Origin of the sequence: Azospirillum brasilense (genome assembly GCF_001315015.1) — a bacterium.
In the GTDB taxonomy this organism is placed as follows: Bacteria; Pseudomonadota; Alphaproteobacteria; order Azospirillales; family Azospirillaceae; genus Azospirillum; species Azospirillum brasilense.
Genome location: NZ_CP012915.1, coordinates 1,065,539 through 1,090,883 on the forward strand (window position 1 = coordinate 1,065,539; position 25,345 = coordinate 1,090,883).

Consider the following 25,345-nt stretch of genomic DNA (forward strand, 5'->3'; position numbering starts at 1 on the left):
ACCGGCTCCTCCGGGCATCAATCCTCAAGCATCGGAAGCGGCGAAAAGACGGATGCCGTGTCCGTGAGCAAGCTTGGGCAAGCCTTGAAGGGCGCCGCCGCCGATGTGTTCAAGCAACTTGACTCAAAGGCGCGGGGCATGCTGGAGGGACTCGTCAACTCCGGCAAGATCAGCGCCGAAGACGCCGTGACCGGGCTGAAATCGATGGCGACCAAGGCGACCTTCAACCGCTACGTTTCCGAACGCCCCCGCGACGAGGAGGACAAGCAGCGGCTCGCCGATTCGGAGGCCGCTTGGCAGAAATTGCAGGCCTACGGCAGCCGGATGTCGGGCGCGCTGTCCGAGGTCGGGCGCAAGACCCAGGAGATTCAGGAGGCCCAGCAGCGCGGCGACATCTCGATGGACGAGATGAACGAGCGCCTGAAGCCGGTTCAGGACGCGTTCAAGAGCGAAATCGCGGCGACCCGTGGCGCCTATGGAAGGCCGACCGATCAGACGGCCATACTCAGCGACGCCAGCGGATTCACGAAAAACATGGAAGGCTTCAAATCCGCGCTGGCCTCCATGGGGGAGGACGCCGGCTTCGCGGACCTGTACGCGCCGGACGGCGAGGCCGCCGAGCAGAAGCTTCAGGACCTCGGCTTCGACCGGACCGTCTTCGGCAACGCGTTCCAGGCATTTGCGGAAACCGTGGACATTCCCGGCATCGGGGCCAAATCAGCTGCCCCGAAGACCGACACTGCCGCTCCGACCCCGGCGCCCGCTGCGGAAAGCAAGATTGCTACGGAGACGCCAGCCATCGCGAGCAAGCCAGCCGCTGAAAGCCCATCGCCGCCGGATACCGTCAGCAAACCGGCGTCGAGCGACCCCGGCAACGCGCAGGCGGCGCTGTCGATGCTCCAATCGGCGCTTGCGTCGGGCGCGTCGAAAGGCGGAACCGGTGTCCTGGGCGCGATCACCGGAAACGCCAACGAAGGCCAGAACACGGTCGCCAGCGGCCTGCTGGAAGCCCTGAAGGCCGGGGCGGGAAAGCCGCAAACCGGAAACGCGCAGACCGGCGACACACCGCCGGCCTGACGCATTCCACCGGGGAAGGTTCTCCCCGCCGATGTTACCCTTCTGAAGGCGCCGGATCAGCCTCGGCCATCTGGTCCACCTCCGCCGCGGCTTCGTCCTCCGCCTTGCGCACCATCACGGCGGCGAAGAAGCCGTCGGTGTCGTGGCGGGCCGGGGTCAGGCGCAGATACGGCCCCTCGGCGGGCGGGGTGCCCGCGCCCTCCTCCGCCCAGACCTCGGCGACCGGCAGCACGGAGAAGTCGGGGTGGGTTTCCAGGAAGGCGGCCACCTGATTCTCGTTCTCCTCCGGAAGCAGGGAGCAGGTGGCGTAGACCAGTCGCCCGCCGGGCTTCACCAGACGGGCCGCGCTGTCCAGGATGTTGGCCTGGAGCGGCACCAGTTCCGCCAGACCGGGGCCGAGCTGGCGCCAGCGGCTGTCGGGGTTGCGGCGCCAGGTGCCGGTGCCGCTGCACGGCGCGTCCACCAGCACGCGGTCGAACTTGCGCTTGTGGCGCTTCACCCAGGGGTCGCGCTCGCTGGACAGCGGGTGCGCCTCGATGTTGTGTAGACCGGCGCGGCGGAACCGCTCGGCGGCGCGTTTCAGGCGCCCGGCCAGCACGTCGCAGGCGACGACGCGGCCCTTGTTCTTCATCAGCGCGGCGATGGCCAGCGTCTTGCCGCCGGCCCCGGCGCAGAAATCGACCACCTGTTGCCCCGGCTTCGGCGCCACCGCGATCGCCACGAGCTGCGAGCCTTCGTCCTGGATTTCGACCAGACCGTCCTTGAAGGCATCCACGGCACCCAGCGGCGGGCGGCCCTGGACGCGCAGGCCCAGCGGCGACCACTGCGTCGGCGTCGCCGTGATCTGGGCGCGGGCCAATGCCTTGATCGCGCTCTCGCGGTTGGCCTTCACCGGGTTGATGCGCAGATCGAGCGGCGCGCTGTCCAGCAGCGTCCGCATCTCCACGGCGAAGCGGTCGCCCATGGCGGCGCGCATCGGCTCCTCGGCCCAGGGCGGGCATTCCACGGCCACGCTCTCCGGCATCTGCGGATGCTCCAGCGTGTGGGTGTCCAGCTCGTTGGCGAGCTTCGCCTCCTCCGGCGCCAGCGGGGCCGGGGCGAATTTGGTGGCGCCGAACAGCGCCTTCACCGTCGCCGCGGCCTTGCCCTCGGCCAGGATCTCGTTGGCGAGCGCGCGGGCGCGCGGGGTCGGCGGATGGCCCTGACGCTCCAGCCACCAGCACAGGCGGGCATGCCGCCGCAGGATCGCGTAGGCCGTCTGCGCCACCGCGGTGCGGTCTTTCGACCCGATGTAGCGGCGGGCGCGGAAATAGGCGCTCATCACCGCGTCGGCGGGGCGCGGGGTTTCGTCGATCTCGGTCAGCAGGTCGATGACCGCCTGAAGGCGGGCGGCGGGGGTCATGGGATGGTCCTCGGATAGATTCCCTGCTCGATAACCCGAGCGGGGGGCGGTTGTCATCCCCCGCGCACGCGCGGCAGCCTTTCGAGTCGCCGTCCCAGGCGTTCGCCCTGTGACAAGACGGCCCGATCGAAACCATCCGCGCGAAGAGCGGTTGACCGCAATCCCGTGAATGAGGCAAAAAAGGGGTAGTTGTTCTTGCGTCGGCTCTCTTGCGGGCGGCAAGTCCAACGCTCCCTCTTCTTCGGCGTCTTCTTGAAATCTGGTGCGGGGTCCGCGATGACGGCTGCGGTCGGCAGTGTCATGGCGCGTGCGTTGGCGCGCGTCTCCACCCTTCTTGCGTTTGGCCTGCTGGCGGGCTGTGCGGGCGACGCAGCGACCGGACCGGGACCGGGCGGCGGCGTCACCGCGGCGTCCTGGCGGCCGGGGATGGAGAAGGTTTCCGCAGACTTCCGCGGCCTGCCGGGCTGGATCGACGACGACCACGCGCAGGCCCTGCCTGCCGTTCAGCGCACCTGCCGCTGGGTGGCGTCGCAGCCGGCCGGCAAGCCGCTCGGCCCCAACCCCGCCGCCGGCACCACCTCGGACTGGCGCCCGATCTGCGAGGCGTTGCGCGGCCTGCCCGACGCCCAGCCGGAAACCGCCCGCCGCTTCTTCGAGGATCACTTCACCCCTGTCGCCCTGTCCGAGGGGCAGGAGGGCCTGTTCACGGGCTATTACGAGGTCGAGCTGCGCGGCAGCTGGACCCGGACCGAGCGCTACAACGTCCCCCTCTACAAGGCGCCCAAGCGGACCAAGCGCGGCCTGCCCAGCCGCGCCCGCATCACCGACGGCGCGCTGAAGGGCAAGGGGCTGGAGATCCTGTGGGTGGACGATCCCATCGACGCCTTCTTCCTGGAAATCCAGGGGTCGGGCCGGGTGCGGATGACCGACGGGTCGGTGGTGGCTCTGGGCTATGGCGGGCAGAACGGCCACCGCTACGTCCCCATCGGGCGGCACCTGATCGACATCGGCTACGCCACGCCGGAGCAGGTGACCATGCCGCTGATCCGCCGCTGGCTGACCGAGCATCCCGGCGAGGCCAAGCAGGTGATGAACATGAACCCGTCCTACGTCTTCTTCCAGATGCGCCCCGACGTCGGCGCCCGCGGCGCGCGCAACATGGAGCTGACGGCGGGCCGCAGCCTTGCCGTGGACCCCGGCTACGTCCCGCTGGGCGTGCCGCTGTGGCTGGACGTCCGCGAGGCGCCGGTGCCGCAGGGCGAGATCAAGCGCCTCGTCGTCGCCCAAGACACCGGCGGCGCCATCAAGGGGGCGGTGCGCGGCGACCTGTTCTGGGGCCATGGGGCGGAGGCCGCGGAGGGCGCCGGTGTGATGAAGGCCAAGGGCCGCTACACGATGCTGGCGCCGCGCACCACTTCCTTCACGCTGGCGCAACGCCGCTGAGGTCTGGTCGTCGATGCTGGTTCGTCTGTCCGCCCTGCCCGACCGGGAGGCCGCCCTCGCCGCGCTGGAAGACATCTTCTTCCAGTCCACGCTGCGCAAGGACTTCGCCTCGGCGGAGGAGCGCACAGCCTTCTTCCGCACCTGGACGGGCTGGTATGTGGAGCGGGCGCCGGACGACGTGTGGTTCGCCTTGGCCGAGGACGGCGCCATCATCGGCTATCTGACCGGCTGCAAGGACAGCGCCGGGGCGGTGGACCTCGCCCGCACCATCCCGAAATACGAGGTCTTCGCCGACCGCTTCGCCGCCTTTCCCGCCCATCTCCACGTCAACGTCCGGCCCGGCTTCCGCGATCATGGAATCGGGCGGGCGCTGGTTGACCGCTTCGCGGAGGACTGCCGCGCCGATGGCTTGCCCGGCCTGCATCTGGTGACCGGGGTGTTCGCGCGGAACGTCAGCTTTTACCAGCGCGCCGGATTCACCGCAGCGACCCAGCGGGGAGCGCTGCTGTTCCTCGGCTGGCACCTGGATTAAGAGTGGTTCAGAAGGCGGGCGGACAACCGCCGGCCTTGAGCACCCGCTGTGCGGAGGCCGGGTTGTTGGCCAGCCTACCGGCCGGACGGACGGGCCGTCGCACCAGCTCGCCCCCGCAGTTCGGGCAATGGCCCTTCAGCACCCCGTCCCGGCAGTCGCCGCAGAAGGTGCATTCGAAGGAGCAGATGTAGGCATCGCGGGACTCCGGGGGCAGATCCCGGTCGCAGCATTCGCAGTTCGGCCGCAGCGCAAGCATGATGGGGATCGCCTTTCAGTGGTTCAGCGATGATAGCAGCGGGAAGGCGGTGGGAGAACAGGCGGTGGCCGCACGGCTTTCGCGTTTGAAGCTCCCTCTCCCCTCTGGGGAGAGGGTTGGGGTGAGGGGGACCCGCTTTTGCCGAACGCATCACCCGGCACATCCCCCTCACCGCCCGCTTCGCGGGCACCCTCTCCCCAGAGGGGAGAGGGCTATGAAGGCGGATCGGCCTTCCCAACGCGGCGCCCCGCGCCGTAAGGTCCACGATCACGACGACCGCCCGCCCTGGAAAGCCCGTCCCGCATGATCCGCCCGCCGCGCCTGATCGAAAGCCCGCAGAATCCGCAGTTCAAGCTGTGGGAGGCTTTGCTGGAGAGCCGCGGCCTGAAGAAACAGGGCAAGTTCCTGCTGGCCGGACTGAAGACGGTGCCGGAGGCGCTGGTCCGCTGGCCGGACCGCTTTTCCACCCTGCTAGTCACTGATCCGGCGCAGGCCGAAGGTTGGCGCCTGCCTGCGGGGCTGGAGATCGTCCAACTCACCCCCGCCCTGTTCCGCACCCTGGACGTCTCTGGCACTGGCTTTCCCCTGCTGGTCGGCACGGTGCCCGACACGCCGCCCATCGACCTCTCGCAACCGCCACAGGGGCTCGAACTCGTCTGCGCGCTGGGCGACCCCAACAACCTCGGCGCCCTGCTGCGCAGCGCCGCCGCCTTCGGCGCCCGCCGGGTGATCCTGCTCGACGGCGCAGCCCACCCGTACCATCCCAAATGCCTGCGCGCCGCGTCGAACGCCCAGTTCGAGCTGACGCTGCTGCGCGGCGGCCGGTGGGAGGACGTGAGCCGGGCCGCCGGGCCGCTGGTCGCCCTGGACGCCGGGGGTGCCGACATGGCGGCCTACCGCTGGCCGCGCGACGTCCGGCTGGTGCTGGGCGAGGAAGGTCAGGGCGTGCCCGCCACCCTGCCCGTCCAGCGCCTGTCCATCCCGACCACCGGGGCGGTGGAGTCCCTTAACGCCACCGTCGCGGCGAGCGTGGCGCTGTTCAGCCACTTCGCCTCCCGCTCCTGAAGCGCGGGCATGAAAAAGGCGAGGGGAACGCCCCCCTCGCCTCTTCGAACCGCCACCCGACAAACGCCCGATCAGCCCTGACGGTAGTTCGGGGACTCGTTGGTGATGGTGATGTCGTGGACGTGGCTCTCGCGCAGGCCGGCGTTGGTGATGCGGACGAACTCGCACTTCGTCTGCATCTCGGCGATGGACTGGCTGCCGGTGTAGCCCATGGCCGCGCGCAGGCCGCCGACGAGCTGGTGGATCACCGCCGACACCGGGCCCTTGTAGGGCACGCGGCCTTCGACGCCTTCCGGCACCAGCTTCATGGTCGACACTTCCTGCTGGAAGTAGCGGTCCGCCGAGCCGCGGGCCATGGCGCCCACCGAGCCCATGCCGCGGTAGCTCTTGTATGAGCGGCCCTGATAGAGGATGACCTCGCCGGGGCTCTCGTCGGTGCCGGCGAACAGGCTGCCCAGCATCGCCACGCTGGCGCCCGCCGCGATGGCCTTGGCGAGATCGCCCGAGAACTTGATGCCGCCGTCAGCGATCACCGGGATGCCCATCTTCTCGCATGCCTCGACCACGTCCATGATGGCGGTCAGCTGCGGCACGCCGACGCCGGCGACGATGCGGGTGGTGCAGATGGAGCCGGGGCCGATCCCGACCTTCACGGCGTCCGCGCCGGCATCGACCAGCGCCTTCGCCGCCTCGGCGGTGGCCACGTTGCCGGCGATCACCTGGGTGTAGTTGGACATGTTGCGCGCGGCGCGCACCTGATCCAGCACCTTCAGCGAATGGCCGTGCGCGGTGTCGACCACCAGAACGTCCACGCCGGCGTCGAACAGCGCCTCGGCACGGCGCAGCCCGTCCGAGCCGGTGCCGGTGGCGGCGGCGACGCGCAGGCGGCCCTGAGCATCCTTGCAGGCGTTGGGGTAGGCCTGGGCCTTCTCCATGTCCTTCACCGTGACGAGGCCGATGCAGCGGTGAGCCTCGTCCACCACCAGCAGCTTCTCGATGCGATGCTGGTGCAGCAGGCGCTTGGCCTCGTCCTGGCTGACGCCCTCGCGCACCGACACCACGTCCTTGGTCATCAATTCGCTGACCGGCTGGTTCGGGTTGGTGGCGAAGCGGACGTCGCGGTTGGTCAGGATGCCGACCAGCTTGCCGCTGCCGCGGGAGTCGCGGCTTTCCACCACCGGGATGCCGGAGATGCGGTAGTCGGCCATGAGCTGGAGCGCGTCGGCCAGCGTCTGGCCGGGCGTGATGGTGATCGGGTTGACCACCATGCCGGACTCGTACCGCTTGACCTTGCGGACCTCCTCGGCCTGCTGCTCGATGGTCAGGTTGCGGTGGACCACGCCGATGCCGCCGGCCTGGGCCATGGCGATGGCGAGGCTGCTTTCGGTCACCGTGTCCATCGCGGAGGACATCAGGGGGATGCCCAGTTCGATGGTCTTGGTCAGGCGCGTCCGGGTGTCCACCTCGTTCGGCAGGACCGAACTTTCGGCCGGAACCAAGAGGACGTCGTCGAAGGTCAAAGCTTCGCGGATCGTGGACGAGCGGGCCATCGGCGGTCTCCCGGGAGATAAAAAGGGGCCGGAAAAAAATTTGGCGCACTATACACAAGACCGTGGGCTTGTGAAGGCGCCTGAACCACAAACTGTCGTGTGCCGGGCCTCATCCGCGCAAGCCAGCCATGACCTGCGCGAACGGACCGCAGCCGGAGGTGGACCTAGTCGTTCATGTTGGCCCCACGGAAACCGGTGGCGACCACATAGGTTTCGGAGGATTCGGCACGGCTGGCCGGCGGCTTGGCGTGGCGCACCGTGGTGAAATCGCGCTTCAGCCGCTCCAGCAGAGACTTCTCCGCCCCGCCCTGGAACAGCTTGGCGACGAACGCCCCGCCGGGGGCCAGCACCTCCTCCGCGAAGTCGTAGGCGGCCTCGGCCAGCGCCATGATGCGCAGATGGTCGGTGGACTGGTGCCCGATGGTCGGGGCGGCCATGTCGCTCAGCACCACGTCGGCGGGGCCGCCCAGCGCTTCCTTCAGCCGCTCGGCGGCGCCCTCCTCCAGGAAGTCGGCCTGCATGGTGGTGGCGCCGGGCACCGGGTCCATGGGCAGGATATCCAGCCCGACGACCTTCCAGCCCTCACGCCCGGTCTGCACCTTGTCCACAGCCACCTGCGTCCAGCCGCCGGGGGCGGCGCCAAGATCGACCACGCGCTTGCCCGGCCCCAGCAGATGGAACTTCTCGTCGAGCTGAAGCAGCTTGAAGGCGGCGCGGGACCGGAAGCCGCGCTTCGTCGCCTCGTGCACGTAGGGGTCGTTCAGATGCCGCTCCAGCCAGCGGGCCGAGGAGGTGGTGCGCTTGGCCGCGGACTTCACGCGGACGGTGGCGCGGCGCCCACCCGGCGTCGAGGAGGACGGAGGCTTTCCAACCATGGTCTCACATTTCCTTAATAGATTTGCCGCGTCGACCCGATCAGCTCAACGAGGATGCCCTCGCGCAAGCCGCGGTCGGCGATGCGCAGGCGCTCCACCGGCCAACAGTCGCACAGCGCGTCCAGCACCGCGCATCCGGCGATCACCAGATCCGCGCGGTCCTGTCCGATGCAGGGATGCCGCGCCCGCCCGTCGAAGTCCAGCGCCACGAGACGTTCGATGACCGCACGGGCGTGGTCGATGCGCAGAAAGCTGCCGTCCACGGCCCGCCGGTCGTAGCGGCACAGCCCGAGATGCACCCCGGCCAGCGTCGTCACCGTGCCGGAGGTGCCGAGCATCTGCACCTGACCGGCCAGCACCCGTTCGCGAATGCCGTTGCGCGCCTCGAAAGAGGCGATGGCCGAAGCGACCTCCTCAACCATTTGCCGGTACATGCCGCGGTCGGCGTCGGCGCCGCCGAACTGCTCGGTCAGGCCGATGACGCCGCACTGGATGGACGTTTGGTCGAGGATGCGCGGGGGCCGCCCCCGCTCGACCGCCAGCCACATCAGCTCGGTAGAACCGCCGCCGATGTCGAACACCACGGCATAGGGAACGTTCGGGTCGAGCAGGGATGCGCAGCCGGCGAGCGCGAGGCGCCCTTCCTCCTGGCTGGAGATGATCTCGATGGCGATGCCGGTCTCCCGCTCCACCGCATCGACGAACTCGCTGCAGTTCCGGGCACGGCGGCACGCTTCGGTCGCCACCGCACGCGCCGCGGTGACGCCGCGACGCTCGATCTTGGACCCGCAAATCCTCAGGGCGGCGAGAGTACGCTCCATTGCCGAGTCGGAAAGCCGGTCGTTGCGGGTCAACCCCTCGCCCAGCCGGACGATCCGCGAGAAGGCATCGATGACGCGAAAGCCGCCGGGAATCGGGCGTGCGATCAGCAGCCGGCAATTGTTGGTTCCGAGATCGAGAGCCGCAAAGACCGGGCGCGCAGGGGCCGACGAACGCAACCGTCCGGTGTCGTTCTGCCGTTCACTGTGCACCTGAAGGTCCACGTCTCCTCCCCGCCATGCTTAAGGGAGTCATCTTAACCCGGTTTCACGTCCCAGCGAAAGCCCACGAATGGCATTGATTTGTGCGCGCGCGCCCACACCAAGGTGCCAGATGCCAAAAAAGGGCTATACAAGCCCTGCCTGCTTTGCTAAAAGAGCGGCCCACGACGGGATGTGGCGCAACGCCATTCCCGGTGACGGTCTGGGGGATCGTCTAGCGGTAGGACAGCGGACTCTGACTCCGCCAGCCTAGGTTCGAATCCTAGTCCCCCAACCAACCTTTCCTAGAAATCCTTGTACATCAGGCACTTAGGGCGAAGCCAACAGGCTGGTCCCCCAACTGTGCCATCAGCCTGTGCCATCGACGGTTCGGCGCCCTTCACGGGGGAGTGCCGGGGATGTCGCTTGGGGTCCATCTCTACCGCCGCGGATCCGTCTACTGGTGGCGCCGGATCCTGCCGGCATGTGGGGCTGCGGTCGGGGATGACAGGGCCCCGGAAAATTCTTCGAAAAAATTCGTCGGTCGGGAGATACGCCTCTCCCTGCGGACCAATATGCCCGGCCTCGCACGGCAGCGAGGGCGGCGTCTCAGCGTCGTGGTCGATGCCGTGCTCGCACTCCTCGGCGAGGTCATGCAGGCCGGCACCATCGACACCAGCGCGCTCCGCGCCCTCCTCCAACCGATCCTGCTCGGCGAGCTGGAACGGGCGGAGGTGGCGCGTGCCCTGGGCGGGGAGCGGGGGCCGGAGGAGATCGCCCGGCGGGTCCAGGCCGAGCTCGACGCCGTTGCCACCATCGAGGACGCCGTCCGGCACAACCGTCTCGACGCCGCCCGCGCGGTGCTCGAGCGCGCCGTCACCGTCGGCCTGCCGGTGCCGGTGCCGGCGGCGGAGACGGCCGAGCACAGCTACCTCGCGCGGCTGGTGCTGCGCGGGCTTCCCCGCGTCCACCGCATCAACGCCGAACGGGAACAGAACCACTACGACGACGACCTCGCGGACGTCCTGCCACCCTTGCCGGTCAGCAGCATGACGTTCGGCATGCCGGCCGGCGCGCCGTCGGGCAATGCGGTTTCCGGGACCGATAGGCGGCCCGCCAGCGTCGTGGCGCCGTCGGCACCGGCGCTGGTGCCGACCGTCATGCCTGCGCAGCCGGCCGCGCAGTCCTCCTTGGTCGCGGCCCCCGTGGCATCAATCGACCCCGTTGAACCCAACGCCAGCCCGGTGCCCAACCGGAAGGAGGTGGAAGCCCACCCGCACTCCCAGGCCGCTCAGCCCGGCGTCGCTGCTGCGGCGTCCGTGCTCGTCCCTGCATCGACATCCGGCGCCGATCGATCAATCATGGTCATCCAGAAAACCCGCCAGCTCACGAGGCAATAGACAGCGATCAACTTGACCAAGCGGTCGGCGCTTCGGAGCCTTGCCTCCTCCGCCTTGCACCCTGATTTCAAAATCTTGTGAAACACCTCGATTTTCCATCGGACCGCGTACCAGCGGAGCTTTTCGATGGCCGCCTCCTGGGTGAGGACGGGCAGATCGGTGAGGAGCTTCCAGTCGATGCGCGGCCGATCAGCGAGCGCCTCACGTTCCCGGGCATGCAGGACGGTCAGGGTGAGCGCCGAATAGCGCTTCTGTTTCCCGATCGGCGGCAAGATTCGCAGGCTGCGATAGGTCAGTTCGACCTCCACCGTGCCGACGCGCCCCTGGCCATCCCGGACGGCGACGGCACGCACGCCCTGAACGGCGACCTCGCTCATCACAGCGTCGACGGTCGTATCGCCGCCAAGGGCGAGCCGGTCCACGCAAGTCCGCACCAGGAAATGCGTGCCCAACTCCTGAGTCAGGCAGAACAGTTCGTAGATGTCGCTCTCGCGATCCCCGATATGGATGCAGCGCGCCGGATCGCCGAACCGCTCTGTGGTCCGGCGCAGGTTCTCCAACCAGCGGACACTCTCTTTCTGCTCGATGGGAACCCGCGTCGGGTTGATCTTCCTCTTCAGTGCGGCGGTGCCCTTGAACTTGGTCCGGGTCCAGAACTTGACGGCGCCGAGGCCCAGCGGCAGGCCCTCGGTCGTGACCGCCAGACTGGCGTGCATCAGCAACCCACACACGGTGTGCATGCGGAACCGGCCCTCCTTGTCCTGACCGCTGTTCACCCGGACGGTCTGGCCGATCTTCTCAGGATGCTCGCGCTGGAAGGAGAACTCCGTGGTGTCCTGAATGACCAGGAGCGGGCCGGTAGTCGCAGCTACCCACTGGCGGATCGAGTCGAAGTGGCCGGCGAGATTGTCCGCGTCGCTCACCCGCTCGTTGGCGAAGAACCGGTAAGCCGCCTTGGTGTTGGCCCAATCCTGGCAGGCCAGGGGAATGCTGTCACCCATCGCCCCGGCCAGTTGATCGAGCAACATGCTCAAGCGTCGCCCCAGCCGCTCGTCGGCAAAGTGGCAGCCGGCGAGTTCACCCTCGATCCAGGCGTTGGTTCCCGTGGCCATCGGCACCTCCCGAACATCGTTCGATGTCAACAGGCCGCGGATTGCCCGCATACGAGGTGGAGACCGCCGTCATCAGCTGTGCTGCCGGATGTGGGTAGTTGAAAGGCTCACCGGAGGCGTACGTCGTATTCCACAGGACTTGGTATAAGGAAGGTGGATGGGCCGTCCACCACATCCGCTCAATGAAGGTCGGGCCGGCTCTTTCTGAACGAAACTTTGCGCAAAGCCTCTGGTGGACACAACACGCAAAAAGCCCCCCTGAAGCGCTGTGCTTCCAGGAGGGCTTTTTTTCTTTGGTTGCGGGGGCTCGAAGCCACCGAGATTTGACTTTCCCGCCAGTTTCAATCTGCACTGAAGTTCACAAGGAGGCCGGCGTGGGCCTGAGCGTTTGGAATGAATCGCCCCGAGCAGTGCGCTGGCCGGCCGCGTCGGCGCGTAGCGGGCTGCGTCCACGCGGCGATCGCCTGCGATGTCACCAAGATGGTCAGGTCGCCGCGCCGGAACATCGCCGCATCTTAGGCCGCCCCGTTCTCGACACTGTGGCGCGCCTTCTGGACCTTATGATGACGGCTCTCGTCCGCCTTGCACGGCATCCGGCCCTTGGCTCCAGCAGGGGCCGATCCTTTGCCGCAGCCCGCCTCGATCACCAGTCTCACGATTTGCGCACCAACGCCTCCGTGAACGGGCTCTTCTCGCGGCGCATCAGCTTGTCATCCTGACCGCCGAAAAGGCCTGGATTCTACTCGATCTTCGTCCGCCACAAACGATACTTCAGAAGCCGGATGCCTACGTGGAGCGCGTCGGACGTTGCAGTGCGGATCGTCCGAAAAATGGAAGCCCTGCGGATTCGACCCGTATGGCTTCGTTCCACTTGGCCATCCGTTCGGACCGGGCGAAGGAGCCGACTTTCAGCTGGCCGGCGTTCCAGCCGGTCGAGAGATGGACGATGATCGCGTCTTCGGTTTCACCCGAACGGGCGGACACGATAGTGTTGAAGCCGGCCGCCTTCGCGGCGGCCAGCGCGTCCTGGGTCTCCGTGATGGTCCCGGCCTGGTTGGGCTTGAGGAGGACTGCGTTGCAGGCGCCCTTGGCCGCCGCCGCCTCCACCCGCCGCGCGTCGGTGACCAGATAATCGTCGCCGACGATCTGGACGCGCGTTCCCGCCGCGCGGGTGAAGGCGACGAGACCGGCCTCGTCGTCCTCCGCGAGCGGGTCTTCGATTGAGACGATCGGGTAGCGGTCAAGCCAGTCGAGCAGCACCGCGCACAGGCCGTCGGAATCGTACTCCACCCCCTCGAGCCCGAGGCGATAGCGGCCGTTCCTGCCGAACTCCGAGGCGGCGATGTCCAGGGCGATGCACACGTCCTCGCCCGGCACGAGGCCGGCGCCCTCGATGGCGCGAACCAGCGTGTCCAGCGCCTCTTCGTTGGTGTCGAACGCCGGCCACCAGCCGCCCTCGTCGGCGACGCCCTGCAAAAGACCGCGCCCGGCCATGATCCGGCCGGCGCTGTGATAGACCTCCGCCGTCATCTCAAGCGCCTGCCCGAACGACCCGGCGCCGGTGGCGATCACCATCAGGTCCTGGATGTCGATCCGGCGTCCGGCGTGGGCGCCGCCGCCGAAGATCTGGATCTGCGGCAGCGGTAGCCGCACCGGCCGGCCCTCAGCGAGGTGGCGCCACAGCGGCAGCCCGGCGTCGGCTGCGGCGGCGTTGAGCGCCGCCATCGAGGTGGCGACGACCGCGTTGCCACCGAGCCGGGAGCGGTTGGGCGTCCCGTCGAGATCGATCAGCGTCCGGTCGATCCGCGCCTGATCGGAGACCGGCAGGCCGACGAGCGCCGGTGCGATGTCCCGCTCGATGCCCGCAAGTGCGGTGCGAACGCCCTTGCCGCCGAGCAGCGCGCCGCCGTCCCGCAGTTCCACCGCCTCATGGGCGCCCCGCGACGCGCCGGCGGGCGCGATGCCGCGACCGACCGCGCCGGTGTCGAGGGTGACCTCGACCTCGACGGTCGGCCATCCGCGCGAATCCCACACTTGGCGGCCTCGAACATCCTTGATCCGGCTCACGACGTCATCTCCTTGCGAACGAACGCGGCAATCTGGTCCAGGGCGATCGGCCGCCGGTCGATCATCGCCACGGCGAGTGTCCGCACGAGCGCGCGCCCGGCGTCGGCGAGATACTCGACCGGAGACTTGCCGTCGACGCGCGCGAGCATCAGGCAGGGCAGGAGCGCCGCGGCGCGCTCCTCGAAGCGGTCGCGCGGCTCCCACCCGACGTGGTCGAGGTAGGCGGCAGCGGACGCGGCGAAGGCCGCCAGCAGCGACGGCGCGGCGGCCGGGTTGTGGACGGCCTTGAGCAGCAGATGGTTCAGGCAGAAGGCGAGGTCGAAGGCCGGATCGCCGTACCAGGCGCATTCGGCGTCCAGGAACACGGGCCCCTTGCGGCCGACGAGGATGTTCTTGGGGCTGACGTCGCCATGGACCAGCACGAGTTTGGTGGTGCGCGTCCGCTCCAGCACCTCCAGGATCCGCGGCGCCAGACGGGGATGGTTGCGCGCCGTTTCGGCGAGGTACGGCTCCAGGCGGATCGCGTAAAAGTTGGCGTCCGTGGCGAACCGCCCGGCCAGGACCGGGTCGGCCGCCGTCCTCGCGTGGATCAGGCCGAGCGCCGCGCAGACGGCGGCGGCGAACCCGGCGTCGACACGGCCCCGCATCAGCAGGGACTTCCAGTTCGGGTACGCCTCCTCGGGGAGGAATTCCATGGCGAAGCATCGGGAATCCCGGTCAACTCCGCAGACCGCCGGCACCGCTTCGGGCTCGATGGAGGACACGGTGGTCAGCCAGTCGATCTCGCCGAAGACGCGGTCGACCGGAACCCGCCAATCCTTGGCCACCTTCAGCTTGGGAAGCGCCTGCTTGAGGCAGAAGACCCGGCCGGCGCTGGAGATCTTCAGGACGGTGGAGGAAACGCCTCCCGTCAGCGTCTCCGCCTCGAAGGGCTGACCCGGCGCGATCAGTCCCATCCTCGACAGGACGGCCGACAGCGCCTCGCCGTCCTTCGACAGGTCGGTAAAGCCGTTCCGCATGGGGCCTCCAAAGCGGTTCCGTGTGCGCCCGAAGCCCCGTTCCCCTGGGGGAAGGGCTTCAGTCGGCGGTGACCGTGGCGCGTGTGAAGGTCTCGATGTAGTCCATCAGCGCGTCCGACGCCGCGGCTGCCCGCTCCGCGTCGCCCTCGGCGATGGCCAGCGCCACCGCGCCGTGCAGACGGGCGGCCAGCGGCATGTCGGCGACCTTGCGGTAATGGATGTACCAGAACCGCCGCGACAGGGACTGCATCAGGCTGATGGCGCCGGCGGCGAAGTCGTTGCGCGCCGCCTGCGTCAGCAGCTGGTTGAACGCCTGGTCCAGCCGCATGAAGGCGATGTCGTCGTTGCCGGACGCCGCCTTCTGCATGCCCTCCTCGATGCGGCGGAAGGCATCGCGTTCGGCGGGGGTGGCCCGCTTGGACGCAGCGCGCGCCATCAGGCGCTCCACCTCACGGCGCACCTCCAGCAGGCGCAGCTGGGTCATGATGTTGACTTCGGAGACGATGATCCCCCGCCGGGGCAGGATGGTCACCAGATGCTCGTGCGCCAGCCGGTGCAGCGCCTCGCGGATCGGCGTGCGGCCGATCCCGAGGAGCTGACTCAGCGCCGCCTCCGACACCACGCTGCCCGGCGCCAGCTTGAGGGTGACGATCATTTCCTCAAGCGCACGGTAGGCCTTTTCGGTCAAGGTCGACTGCATGTCGTCGACCGGCTCGGCCTCATTGACCGGTTGGGTCTCGTGGCGTGGCGCCTTCTTCATTTGCAGCATCGGTTCCAGTTGCCCCAGCGTCGAGACTTAGCGCTCCGGATTGTGCCGCGCAAGGTCACATCGTCATGGCCGGCGCGGCCTTCTTCTCGCCCTGCTGGTGCGTGAAGATGGAACCATAGCCGCCCGACCAGTCCGGCGGCAGCCAGCACGGCCGCGGGTCGTGGTGGGCCATCAGCGCGCGCTCGCCGCGGATGATCGCCTGGTCGTGCGAACTGCGGATCGGGTTGCCGGTGTAGGGCATGGCGTCGGCCGAGCTGAAGGCGTACAGCAGCAGCGGCCGGCCGTTCGGCGATTGGTTGAGCTTGGAGCCGTGCACCGTCCGGCAGTTGTGGATGGTCAGCGACCCGGCCGGTCCCGGCAGGTAGACCGCCTTGGTCACGTCCACCTTCTTCAGGTCCTCGTCCGACAGGCAGCCGGTCCAGTTGCCGGCCTCGTCGACCTGGTGGAACAGCTCGCCCTTGTGGCTGCCCGGAATGACGCCGAGCGGTCCCTGGTCCATGTCGCAATCGTAGATGTAGGTGCCGACCGTCAGCGGCGAGTAGTTGGTGTGCGGCCAGAACTGGATGTCCTGGTGCCACTTCACCTCGGTGCCGCCCTTGGCCCATTTGAAGTTCAGCTTGCTGTGGTGGAACTTAACGTCCGGGCCGACGAGGTCGGCGACGATGTCGCCCAGCAGCGACTGCGAGCAGTATTCCCAGTAGTAGGGGTGGTGGTCCACCGGGGCGGACAGGCGACGCAGGCGCGGCGACTCCGCGCTGTGGCCGGGCTCGAGGTCCCAGACGTCGTCGGACTTGGCGATGCCGCGGGTGCGGTCCACCATCTCCTCGGTCGTGCGCCGCAGGTTGTCGACGATGTCCATGGGGATGATGGATTCGAGCAGCAGATAGCCGTCCTCGAAGTACGACTCGCGTTGGGCCTGGGTCAGGATCCGCGGCGGGCGGGAGAGAACCTCTTCGGGGGTCATGGGTGCGCTCCGTAAGTTAGTTGAATCCCAGCAGCTTGCTCGGCAGCCAGAGCACGGTCTGCGGGAAGACCAGCACGATGATGAGGGTCAGGACCTGCAACCCGATGAAGGGCAGCACGCCGCGGTACATGTGGCCGGTGGTGATCTCCGGCGGGGCGATGCCGCGCAGATAGAAGATCGCCGGCGCCATCGGCGGCGTCAGGTAGCTGGTCTGGATCATCACCAGGAACAGGATGCAGAACCACACCGCGTCGAAGCCGGCGGCGACGATCAGCGGCGTGAACAGCGGGATCATGATCAGCACGATCGAGATCCAGTCGAGGAAGAACCCCGCCAGGAACGTCAGCCCGAGCACCAGCGCCAGCAGGCCCCAGGGGCCGAGCTGCGCCTTGTCGACCAGCTCCTGCGCCAGGGTCACGCCGCCGGCGCCGATGAAGACGCCGGTCATCATGCTGCCGGCCAGCAGGATGGTCATGATCATGGCGGTGACCTGCAGCGTCTTCATGACCGCGCCGTTCAGCGTCGCCCACGACAGCCGCCCGTAGAAGGCCGCCAGCAGCACCGACCCGGCGGCGCCGATGGCCGCCGCCTCGGTCGGCGCGGCGAGGCCCAGCATCAGCGAGCCCAGCACGGCGACGATCATGAACAGCGGCGGCACCAGAGCGAAGGCGGTGATGCGCAGCTTCTCCGCCACCGTCATGGTGTCCTCCTCCGCCGGCACCACCGGACCGGCATCGGGACGGATGCGGCAGAGGAGATAGATGTAGGCGACGTAGAGTCCGGCCATGATCAGGCCGGGGAACACCATGCCGACCAGCAGGTCGCCGACCGAGACGTTGGCGAGCGGACCCATCACCACCACCACCACCGACGGCGGGATGATGGTGCCCAGGCTGCCGCCGGCGCAGATCGTCCCGCAGATCAGCGGCTTGTCGTAGCGGTGCTTCAGCATCACCGGGATGGCGAGAAGGCCGACCACCGTCTCCGTGGCGCCGATGACGCCGGTGGAGGCGGCGAAGATGATGCACATCACGACGGTGCCGAGCGCCAGGCCGCCGGGCATACGGCGGGTCCACACATGCACCGCCTCGAACAGCTGCTCGGCGATGCCGGCGCGTTCCAGCATGCAGCCCATGAAGACGAACAGGGTGACGGCGGCCAGCACGAAGTTGGAGGCGACGTCCTCGACCTTCTCGACCAACTGGAAGACCAGCGCCGTGTCGAACACAATCCAGCCGAACACGGTCGCCGTGGCGAGCATGGAGAAGGCCACCGGCACGCCCAGCAGCAGCAGGCTGAACAGCAGCGGGAACATGTAAAGCGCGAGCATGGTCATGGCTAATGACTCCCCTGCCGGCCGGCCGCGGAGGGCAGGACCCCGTGGCCGCGCTCTTCGGGCTCGGTCTGGCGCAGCAGCAGCAGGCATTTCGCCAGTTCCGACAGCGCCTGGAGCACCAGCATGGCGAAGGCGACGAAGAAGCTCAGACGGAACGGCCACACCACCGGATTCCAGGCCGACTGGCCGGAGGTCTCGCGCGTCAGGTAGGCCGACAGGCCGTGCTTGTAGAGCGCAAAGGCCAGCCAGGAGCCGATGGGCACGACGATCAGCGCGTAGGACAGCGCGTTGACGATCGCCTTGGTGCGGGGCGAGAAGCGCAGGTAGAGCACGTCCACGCGGATGTGCGCGTTCTCGCGCATCGCGAAGGCCATGCCCAGCAGGAAGTTGGCGCCGGTGAACATGTACCCCGTCTCGTACGCCCAGATGGTCGGGCTGCCGAGGATGTAGCGGGAGAACACCTCGTAACAGGCGGACAGTATGAGCGGGGCGACCAGCCACGCTCCCACGAAGCCGACGCAGCCGGTCAGGCGGTCGACGAAACGGACGAAGGATTGCATGCGGACTCCTGATTCGCCGGGGTCGCGGCGGGCGCCTCCCCGCCCGGAAGCAGGGAGGCGCCCCAAGGACTCACTGGGTGGCGGTCGCGCGCACCTTCACGTTCCGGTACTGGGTGGCGTTCGCCCAGCGCCTCTCGAAGTCGCGCTGGCTGGCCAGGACCTTGGCGAACCAGGGGTTCGTCTCCGCCTGCTTGTCGGCCCAGGCGTCGGCGATCTCGCGCGTCCGGTACTGGACCTCGGGGGCCAGCTCGATCACCTCGTTGCCCGCCTTGCGGTAGACGTCGAGCGCCTTGGCATCCTCCTCGCCGATGCGCAGCCAGCTGTCGAAAGTGGTCAGGCGGGCGGCGGTCTCGATGAGCTTCTTGTCCTTGTCGGACAGCTTGGCCCAGGCGTCCTTGTTGATGACCAGATCGAACGGGGCGACCGGCTGATGGACGCCCGGGATGATCAGATACTTGGCGACCTTGTGAAAGCCGGGTGCGATGTCCTCCCACAGCGTTCCCCACTCGGTGGCGTCGATGGCGCCGCGCTCGAGCATCGGGAAGACGTCGCCGCCGGCCGTGGTCACCGGCGCGGCGCCGAGGTCCTTCGCCATGTCGAGCCAGGAGCCGGCGGTGCGCAGCTTCAGGCCCTTCATATCCTCCAGCGTGCGAACCGGCTTGCGGGAGTGCAGGAACACCTCGGCGGTGCGGATGAACAGCGGCATGGAGACGACGCCGAACACCTCGTCGCGGTACTGGCGCTGCAGGTCGACGCCGCCGGCCTGATACAGCCAGTGCAGCATGCGTTCGGAATCGAAGCTGCCGGCGTAGCCGCCGAACAGCACGGTGGTGGTGTCGCGGCCCCAGTCGTAGCCCATCCAGGTGTGGCCCATCTCGGCCACGCCGTTCTTGACCGTCTCGGTCACCTTCAGCGCATTGCCGAGCGTACCGCCGGGGAAAACCTGGATCTTGATGCGACCGTCGGACATCTGGTCGACGCGCTCGGCGAAGGCCTTGGCGCCGATGTCCATGAGCGGCCCGCCCGGCCAGCCGGTGGCCATCTTGAAGCTGTGCTTGGCATCCTGCGCCAGCGCCAGCGTCGGAACTGCGATGAAGGCCGCGATCGCGGCCACCATCGTCAAAGCCTTGATCCTGATCACACTCTTCCTCCCTTGAATTGTTGTTCTTTGCTTGGCGTGTCAACGTGCGCTAGCCGGCGTCCCCCAAGCGGCCGCTGAAGGCATTGGCGACGATGCGGCGGTAGGCCGCGTCGGCCGGCTGGATCGGGAAGGCCCTGGTCAGGCGGGCCACGGCGATGCCGTTGCGGGCGAGCGGCTCGATCTGCTCCTCGCGCACGCCGAAGCCGGGCAGCGTGGTGGGGATGCCGGCCATCTCCACCAGCTCCCGCGTGCGTTCCACGGCGCGCAGGGCCAGCGCGGCGTCGTCACCGCCGGTTTCGCCGGCCATGCGGGCGATCTCCGCCAGTTCGGCCTGCCGCACCGGGCGCAGCGCGTCCATCACATAGGGCAGGAACACGGCGTTCGTGCTGCCGTGCGTGGCGTGCGTCAGCCCGGCCAGCGCGTAGGCCAGCGCGTGCACGCCGTTCAGCCCGGCGCTGGCGTAGGACAGCCCGGCGAACAGGCTGCCGTACGCCATGCCGGTGCGGGCCTCCAGATTCGTGCCGTCGCGCATCGCCGCCGGCAGGTGGCGGAAGCACAGCCGGACGCTCTCCGCCGCGAACAGCATGGTCATGGCGTTGCGGCCGGTGTAGGCCGGGTCGGCCTCGCCCTGGCGGTCGAACTGCGGGGAGTCGATGGTGAGATAGGACTCGATGGCGTGCGTCAGCGCGTCCAGCCCGGCATCGGCGGTGACGCGCGGCGGGCAGGACAGCGTCAGCTCCGGATCGACCACCGCCACCGCCGGGCGCAGGTCGTTCGCCATGACCGCGACCTTGGTATCGCTGTCGTGCTTGACCAGGATGGCGCCGGCGGTGATCTCCGACCCCGTGCCGGCGGTGGTCGGGATGGCGACCAGCGGCAGCGGCTTGCCGGGGATCCGCCCCTCGCCGATGTAGTCCTCCGGTTCCCCGCCGTACTTCAGCGTCAGCGACAGCACCTTGGCGAGGTCGATGTTGCTGCCGCCGCCAACGGCGATCAGATGGTCGATGCGGTCCAGCTCGCCGCTGCCGCGCACGTGGCCCTGCACCTTGAGGCACAACGCGACGCTGGGGTCCGGCTCGCCCTCCGCCGAGACGCTGGACGTGATGCCGTGTTCGCGCAGCAGGCCGCGCAGTTCCTCGATGATCGGGCTCTTTTCGGTGAAGAAGCGGTCGGTGACGATCAGCCCGTGCCGGAACCCCTGCCTTGCCAGCAGCGGCGCAAGATCGCGCCGGACACCGTTGCCGAAGAGAATGCGCGACGGCGCACTGTAGAAGAGCCGGTCGTGAAGCACGGGTCTCCTCCTCTGATATATCAACAATACACTGTTGGTATGCTAAACGAATATCAGAGATGCCGTCAACGCGGCAGCGTGCGCTATGGCCGAAGGGGGTGGGTCTCCGGCCGAAGGGACTAGTCCTGCGGATCGTCGGCGAACAGCGCGTTCAGGTCGGGATAGGGAATGGCGACGCCGAGGATGCGCTCGTAGGTGCCAGGCCCGGCCAGTTCCTCGGCGATGGCGCGGACGACGCCCATGGCGGCGCGCATCGGGCCGGAGCCGACGGTGACGCGGGCGACGCCGGCCGAGGCCAGTTCCGGGATGGGCGGCATTCCCGCACCGCCCAGGACGTTGAGCGGCAGGTCGGTCGCCGCCGCCAGCCCCCGGATGGTCGGCAGGTCCATGCGGCCCGGCACGAACAACCCGTCCGCCCCCGCATCCCGATAAGCGCGCAGGCGCTCGACGGCAAGCGCGAGGCGCTGGTCTTCGGGCCCGATCCGCTGCCAGAACACATCGGTGCGGGCGTTGAGAAACAGGGGCACGCCGGCCGCGTCGGCCGCCATGCGGGCGGCGCGCAGCCGGGCGAGCATATCCGCGGGGTCGCGCAACCCGCCGGCGTCCAACCCGTCCTCGATGTTGATGCCGACGGCTCCGGCGGCGATCACGCCGCGCACGGTGTCGGCGACGTCCTCCGGCGTGGCGCCGTAGCCGGCCTCCATGTCTGCGCTGACCGGGACCACGACGCGGGCGGCGATACGGCCGACCGCCGCGAGCATGGCGTCGCGCGGCATGCGCTCACCGTCCGGGAAACCGGCGGCGAAGGCGATGCCGGCGCTGCTGGTGGCGAGTGCGGGGCAGCCGGCCGCCGCGAACACCACGGCGCTGCCGACGTCCCAGGCGTTGGGGAGGACCAGCGGTTTTCCGGTGCCATGCAACTGCCGCAGACGCTCCGCCTTCTCCTGCAACGCCGAGTCCGCCATGGTCTCACCTCAGGTTTTCGATCACCGCACGGTTGGGGCAGAAGCCAGGGCAGGACTCCGTCGTGTCGCGGGCCAGCCACCGCCGGCAGGCGTCCTGCCGTTCGCAGCGTCGGCACGCGGCCACGGCATTGGCAACGGCGTGGCAAGTGCCGGCCGTCGCCAGCGCGGTCACGCCGGGCAGGCGCCGGGCAATCACCGCAGCCAGCGGCAGCGGCTGCCCCGGGCGTCGCGCCGCGAGGGTAACGCCAGCCAGCACCAAGCCGCCGGCCAGGACGAGAATCAGCGTCGGGTCCATGCTCTCTGCTCCAATGATAGGTAACATATCACTGATATCTCTGCTGGGCCAGCGCTGCATTGACGCGGATCAATCCGTGCGGATGAGCCGTTCGGCCGGGTTGCCGGCCATGCGGCGGTGCTGCTAGCCTCCGTGATATATCACCGAAACATCAGGGGGCGGGCGATGGATGCGGAAAGGATTCGCACGGGCGAGCGGCGGGTGGCGACCGGCATGCTGACGGAACTGACGGCCGGCGCGCCGTCGGCGGAGCGCCCGACGCTGGTGCTGCTGCACGGCATCCAAGGATCGGCGTCGGCGTGGAAACCGCTGATGGAGCGGCTGTCGCCGGAGATCCACGCGCTGGCCCCCAACCTGCGCGGACGAGCCGGCTCGCACGCGCCGGACCTGTTGGAGGCGTACGGACTGGACGGCTTCGCCGCCGATGTGGCGGCCTACACCGCCGGGATTGCCGGTCCCTTCGTCCTGGCCGGGTGGAGCATGGGCGTTCTGGTCAGCCTGGAGTACGTCGCGCGCCACGGCTGCGGCCGCCTGGCCGGGCTGGTGCTGGTCGGCGGCACGGCGCACCCGGGCACCGAATGCCGCTGGTTCGCCGGGGAGACTCCCGAGCGGATCGCCGAGGAAGCGGCGCGCCGGGCCGAGGCGCTGCGGCTGACCGAGACGGCGGCGCCCTTCGCCGTCGCCGGCTCCTGGATGGCGGCGCGGCGCGCCGACCATCGCGGCACGCTGGCCGCGGTGTCGGTGCCGACGCTGGTGGTGCACGGGGCCGCGGACGACCAGTGCCCGCTGTCGCACGGCCGCGCCATCGCGGACGCGATTGCCGGAGCGGAGTTGGAGGTCTGGGAAGGCTGCGGCCACAATCCCATGGCCCATGACCCGCAGCGGCTGGCGGATGCGCTGGCCGCCTTTATGGCGCGGCTGTAGCGGATGACGGAAAACCCCTCTCCCGCCGGGGCGGGAGAGGGGCAGGTGTGGGGAGGTGACGGTTCAGACCGCCGAGACGACGGTGCCGTCGTCGGACTTGCCCTTGCCGCTGACCGGGGTCTTCGAGGTGCGCCGCAGGTCGGTGCGCACATGACGGGTATCGTAGCCGTTGAACAGGTGGCCGAGCAGCCCGCGATTCAGGTCCGACGTGCCGAACAGCCAGTCGGCGATGGGAAAGGTCAGGTTCATGTTTCTTTCCATCATGATCGCCTGATTGTGGTGCGCGGTGTGGTGGCGTCGGATCGTGTTGACGAACGGGCAGTTGCGCACGAACCAATTGTCGTTCACGTGGCAGCAGAAGTGCATGAACTCGTAGGTCAGGTACATGCCCGTGGTGGTCACCATCAGCAGCCAGCCGACGTTGGGCGAGATCAGCCAGCCGACGAACAGAGAGCCGGGGATCGACATCAGGATGAACACCACCAGCGCATAGGGCGGGAAGAAGGTGACGCGCCAGTCGAACTGGTCGGCGAAGCGCATCTCGTGTTCGGTGAAGAACTGGTGGTGCATCAGCGTGTGGCGCGTGTAGATCGCCCGCAGGCCGGGGTTGCTCTGCGGCCGGTGCATGATCTGGGCGTGCAGGAACCACTCGAAGAAATTGCAGATCAGGAAGACCGCCGGAACGGTCAGCCACTCCCACCAGCGCACGGCCTCGATGTTGGTGACGTAGATGTACATGGCGGTGAGGCCGATCGTGTAGATCACGGCGACGTGCAGCCAGCCATTGTACCAGCCGGCGATGCGCTCGCGGTACTGCTGGCGGTAGTTGCGTTGCCGGTTGCTCATCGGCGAGTTGGCGATTTCGCTGTGCATGTCCAGGTCTCCTCCCGAGCCGCGCTGTAATATATCACGGATACATCAGCCCCATGTCACGGTCAACTGGCCGTTCGGGTAGGAGTCACGCCCGGGCATGAAGGCCCGCCAGCGCCGCGTCCATATCGGCGCCGGTCATCTCCCACTCGTTGTTGAAGTTGGCCACCACCGTGCGCATGAACGCGTCGTAGGCCTTCAGTGCTTTGTCTCCGTCGCCGGTGTGCGCGGCGATGAGCGCCAGCGCCAGTTGCGCTGGGGCGGCGCCTTCGTAGCTCCATTCGAACCCCTCCGCGCACACGGTTTTCAGGTCGAAGCGTGGGTCGAGAGGCACGCCGTCCACGGTCACCTGGATGCCGTCGATGGTGCGGTCGCCGCGATAGATCCTCATGGTTCCTCCCGTTTCCTGCTTGTCTGATATATCTATCATATGTCAAAGTGAGCCGCAATCGCCCCATCGGACGGGGCACAGGAGGGAAGGTGCGATGTCCTGGGCAGAAACCGTTCCACTGGCGTGCTTCGCCGCGGCGGTGCTGATCGGCTCTGCTGCGGCGGTGCAACTGGCGGGCTTCTTCCCGGCCGCGCACCGCCCGGCTGCACTGACTGGCATCGGTGGCGGCGCGCTGGTGGTGCTGCTGGCTGGAAGTGTCGTGATGCTGCTGGTGGCAGCGCTATGGCTCGCCGTTGCGCGCCTGCCCTGGCCGCCCGCAGTCATTGCCGCCGGAGTGGCGATGCTGTTCGGGCCACTGCTGTTCCAGTCGGTGCCGGCGCCGCTGCGCGACGGCTGCGCCGGGGCCGCACTCTCCGCCGTTCTCAATCTCATCCTCGCCGTCGTTCTGGCGGCGCACATCCCCGGATAACAGCAGGAGACCCGTCATGCCCCCCATTCTGAAAGGCGTTCTGTCCGTGTTGGTCGCCGTCGTGGTGGCCGGCTGCTACCTCTTGCGCGACCGCCTCAGCCCCGACATGCCGGTATGGCTGATCCCGGCGCTTGGCCTGTTCATGGTCGGCGCGCTGTGGCTGTTCCCGGAGGCCAAAAAGCTGCCGGCTTCGCCTCGCTGACCCGACTTTGCTCATTCACGCCGAAAAGCAAACGGCCAGAATGAGGCGGTTGAACGATGAGAACGTTCCAGGCCCCAGGGGGAGGAGATGGGTCGATACCACGATCCGCGGACAGGTCGCCCGCGGGACCGGTATCCTCAACAACGCCAATTATGCTGGTGTTCTGGAATAGGGACGTTGCGAGTTCATCAAGGATCCGGGCCCCTCGGGCGCAGGGCTGGAGGCGCAGCTTCATGGCGACCCGGAGGCGTGCTCCGAAACGGATCCAAAACGCCGACAGCCCGCCTCGTTGGAGGCGGGCTGTCGACTGTCGATGGTTGCGGGGGCACGCAACCGCCTTTGTTTGCTGCT

At 68.3% G+C, this 25,345-nt stretch carries 26 protein-coding genes and 1 tRNA gene; 9 read left to right on the forward strand and 18 right to left on the reverse strand.

Annotated elements, in window-relative coordinates:
• Positions 1-63: 63 nt before the first annotated feature.
• Positions 64-1,077, forward strand: coding sequence for a hypothetical protein (locus tag AMK58_RS18540; protein WP_236778233.1), 1,014 nt, complete (start codon positions 64-66; stop codon positions 1,075-1,077).
• Positions 1,078-1,111: 34 nt separating this feature from the next.
• Here AMK58_RS18540 and AMK58_RS18545 read toward each other — a convergent pair whose 3' ends face one another.
• Positions 1,112-2,479 (reverse strand): RsmB/NOP family class I SAM-dependent RNA methyltransferase, encoded by a 1,368-nt coding sequence (locus tag AMK58_RS18545; protein WP_059399266.1) that lies wholly within the window; start codon positions 2,477-2,479, stop codon positions 1,112-1,114.
• A 276-nt stretch (positions 2,480-2,755) separates the two neighbouring features.
• On the opposite strand from AMK58_RS18545, the gene mltA reads away from it, so the two are divergent.
• Together mltA and AMK58_RS18555 are read left to right on the forward strand one after the other, a co-directional pair.
• Complete coding sequence (mltA, locus tag AMK58_RS18550; RefSeq protein WP_035676573.1) at positions 2,756-3,922, forward strand: murein transglycosylase A; 1,167 nt, start codon at positions 2,756-2,758, stop codon at positions 3,920-3,922.
• A 13-nt stretch (positions 3,923-3,935) separates the two neighbouring features.
• Positions 3,936-4,454: a GNAT family N-acetyltransferase gene (locus AMK58_RS18555; protein WP_035676576.1), complete on the forward strand. Its 519-nt coding sequence runs from the start codon at positions 3,936-3,938 to the stop codon at positions 4,452-4,454.
• Positions 4,455-4,461: 7 nt separating this feature from the next.
• Here AMK58_RS18555 and AMK58_RS18560 read toward each other — a convergent pair whose 3' ends face one another.
• Positions 4,462-4,710 (reverse strand): DUF1272 domain-containing protein, encoded by a 249-nt coding sequence (locus AMK58_RS18560; RefSeq protein ID WP_035676578.1) that lies wholly within the window; start codon positions 4,708-4,710, stop codon positions 4,462-4,464.
• A 303-nt stretch (positions 4,711-5,013) separates the two neighbouring features.
• Here AMK58_RS18560 and AMK58_RS18565 point away from each other — a divergent pair, with 303 nt between their 5' ends.
• Positions 5,014-5,775, forward strand: a complete 762-nt coding sequence (locus AMK58_RS18565) for a TrmH family RNA methyltransferase (protein ID WP_035676581.1) — start codon at positions 5,014-5,016, stop codon at positions 5,773-5,775.
• A 71-nt stretch (positions 5,776-5,846) separates the two neighbouring features.
• Here the strand turns inward: AMK58_RS18565 and guaB are convergent, their stop codons facing one another.
• The 3 genes from guaB to AMK58_RS18580 all read right to left on the reverse strand — a co-directional run bounded on the left by guaB (position 5,847) and on the right by AMK58_RS18580 (position 9,243).
• Positions 5,847-7,325, reverse strand: a complete 1,479-nt coding sequence (guaB, locus tag AMK58_RS18570) for an IMP dehydrogenase (protein ID WP_059399267.1) — start codon at positions 7,323-7,325, stop codon at positions 5,847-5,849.
• 164 nt (positions 7,326-7,489) lie between these two features.
• Positions 7,490-8,200 (reverse strand): RlmE family RNA methyltransferase, encoded by a 711-nt coding sequence (locus tag AMK58_RS18575; RefSeq protein WP_035676587.1) that lies wholly within the window; start codon positions 8,198-8,200, stop codon positions 7,490-7,492.
• 14 nt (positions 8,201-8,214) lie between these two features.
• Entirely contained in the window at positions 8,215-9,243 is a 1,029-nt protein-coding gene (locus AMK58_RS18580; RefSeq protein ID WP_035676589.1) for a Ppx/GppA phosphatase family protein, read from the reverse strand.
• A 200-nt stretch (positions 9,244-9,443) separates the two neighbouring features.
• Here AMK58_RS18580 and AMK58_RS18585 point away from each other — a divergent pair.
• Both AMK58_RS18585 and AMK58_RS29800 read left to right on the forward strand, forming a co-directional pair.
• A tRNA-Gln gene (locus AMK58_RS18585) sits at positions 9,444-9,517 on the forward strand.
• 121 nt (positions 9,518-9,638) lie between these two features.
• Positions 9,639-10,619 (forward strand): hypothetical protein, encoded by a 981-nt coding sequence (locus tag AMK58_RS29800; RefSeq protein ID WP_175424483.1) that lies wholly within the window; start codon positions 9,639-9,641, stop codon positions 10,617-10,619.
• Here the strand turns inward: AMK58_RS29800 and AMK58_RS18595 are convergent.
• From AMK58_RS18595 to AMK58_RS18645, 11 genes are all read right to left on the reverse strand, one after another.
• Positions 10,511-11,731, reverse strand: coding sequence for an IS4 family transposase (locus AMK58_RS18595; protein WP_051140434.1), 1,221 nt, complete (start codon positions 11,729-11,731; stop codon positions 10,511-10,513). The genes AMK58_RS29800 and AMK58_RS18595 overlap by 109 nt on opposite strands.
• Before the next feature lie 786 nt (positions 11,732-12,517).
• Positions 12,518-13,798 carry a phosphopyruvate hydratase gene (eno, locus tag AMK58_RS18600; RefSeq protein WP_059399269.1) on the reverse strand — a complete coding sequence of 427 codons (1,281 nt, stop codon included), beginning with the start codon at positions 13,796-13,798 and terminating at the stop codon, positions 12,518-12,520.
• Positions 13,795-14,817, reverse strand: coding sequence for a phosphotransferase family protein (locus AMK58_RS18605; RefSeq protein ID WP_059399270.1), 1,023 nt, complete (start codon positions 14,815-14,817; stop codon positions 13,795-13,797). The genes eno and AMK58_RS18605 overlap by 4 nt, the downstream gene beginning before the upstream one ends.
• A 58-nt stretch (positions 14,818-14,875) precedes the next feature.
• Entirely contained in the window at positions 14,876-15,577 is a 702-nt protein-coding gene (locus tag AMK58_RS18610; RefSeq protein WP_079285590.1) for a GntR family transcriptional regulator, read from the reverse strand.
• 64 nt (positions 15,578-15,641) lie between these two features.
• A complete protein-coding gene (locus AMK58_RS18615; protein WP_035676597.1) occupies positions 15,642-16,550 on the reverse strand; it encodes a phytanoyl-CoA dioxygenase family protein in 909 nt (302 codons plus the stop codon).
• 16 nt (positions 16,551-16,566) lie between these two features.
• The gene (locus AMK58_RS18620) at positions 16,567-17,886 is read right to left on the reverse strand and encodes a TRAP transporter large permease (RefSeq protein WP_035676600.1); all 1,320 of its coding nucleotides are present in this window, start codon (positions 17,884-17,886) and stop codon (positions 16,567-16,569) included.
• Positions 17,887-17,888: 2 nt separating this feature from the next.
• On the reverse strand, positions 17,889-18,446 hold the full coding sequence (locus tag AMK58_RS18625; protein WP_051140435.1) for a TRAP transporter small permease subunit: 558 nt from the start codon (positions 18,444-18,446) through the stop codon (positions 17,889-17,891).
• A gap of 70 nt (positions 18,447-18,516) precedes the next feature.
• A complete protein-coding gene (gene dctP, locus AMK58_RS18630; RefSeq protein WP_236778234.1) occupies positions 18,517-19,587 on the reverse strand; it encodes a TRAP transporter substrate-binding protein DctP in 1,071 nt (356 codons plus the stop codon).
• Positions 19,588-19,636: 49 nt separating this feature from the next.
• On the reverse strand, positions 19,637-20,878 hold the full coding sequence (locus AMK58_RS18635) for an iron-containing alcohol dehydrogenase (protein ID WP_035676602.1): 1,242 nt from the start codon (positions 20,876-20,878) through the stop codon (positions 19,637-19,639).
• Positions 20,879-20,997: 119 nt separating this feature from the next.
• Positions 20,998-21,843: an isocitrate lyase/PEP mutase family protein gene (locus AMK58_RS18640; RefSeq protein WP_059399271.1), complete on the reverse strand. Its 846-nt coding sequence runs from the start codon at positions 21,841-21,843 to the stop codon at positions 20,998-21,000.
• A 4-nt stretch (positions 21,844-21,847) separates the two neighbouring features.
• Positions 21,848-22,138: a DUF6455 family protein gene (locus AMK58_RS18645; RefSeq protein ID WP_059399272.1), complete on the reverse strand. Its 291-nt coding sequence runs from the start codon at positions 22,136-22,138 to the stop codon at positions 21,848-21,850.
• Between the two features lie 165 nt (positions 22,139-22,303).
• Here AMK58_RS18645 and AMK58_RS18650 point away from each other — a divergent pair, with 165 nt between their 5' ends.
• Complete coding sequence (locus AMK58_RS18650) at positions 22,304-23,062, forward strand: alpha/beta fold hydrolase (protein WP_079285584.1); 759 nt, start codon at positions 22,304-22,306, stop codon at positions 23,060-23,062.
• A gap of 63 nt (positions 23,063-23,125) precedes the next feature.
• On the opposite strand, the gene AMK58_RS18655 is transcribed toward AMK58_RS18650, so the two are convergent.
• The gene (locus AMK58_RS18655; RefSeq protein WP_035683917.1) at positions 23,126-23,935 is read right to left on the reverse strand and encodes a sterol desaturase family protein; all 810 of its coding nucleotides are present in this window, start codon (positions 23,933-23,935) and stop codon (positions 23,126-23,128) included.
• A gap of 85 nt (positions 23,936-24,020) precedes the next feature.
• Entirely contained in the window at positions 24,021-24,323 is a 303-nt protein-coding gene (locus tag AMK58_RS18660) for a DUF6166 domain-containing protein (protein WP_035683915.1), read from the reverse strand.
• Positions 24,324-24,417: 94 nt separating this feature from the next.
• On the opposite strand from AMK58_RS18660, the gene AMK58_RS18665 reads away from it, so the two are divergent.
• Both AMK58_RS18665 and AMK58_RS18670 read left to right on the forward strand, forming a co-directional pair.
• Positions 24,418-24,792 carry a hypothetical protein gene (locus tag AMK58_RS18665; RefSeq protein ID WP_051141080.1) on the forward strand — a complete coding sequence of 125 codons (375 nt, stop codon included), beginning with the start codon at positions 24,418-24,420 and terminating at the stop codon, positions 24,790-24,792.
• A 16-nt stretch (positions 24,793-24,808) separates the two neighbouring features.
• A complete protein-coding gene (locus AMK58_RS18670) occupies positions 24,809-24,994 on the forward strand; it encodes a hypothetical protein (protein WP_059399274.1) in 186 nt (61 codons plus the stop codon).
• Positions 24,995-25,345 lie beyond the last annotated feature (351 nt).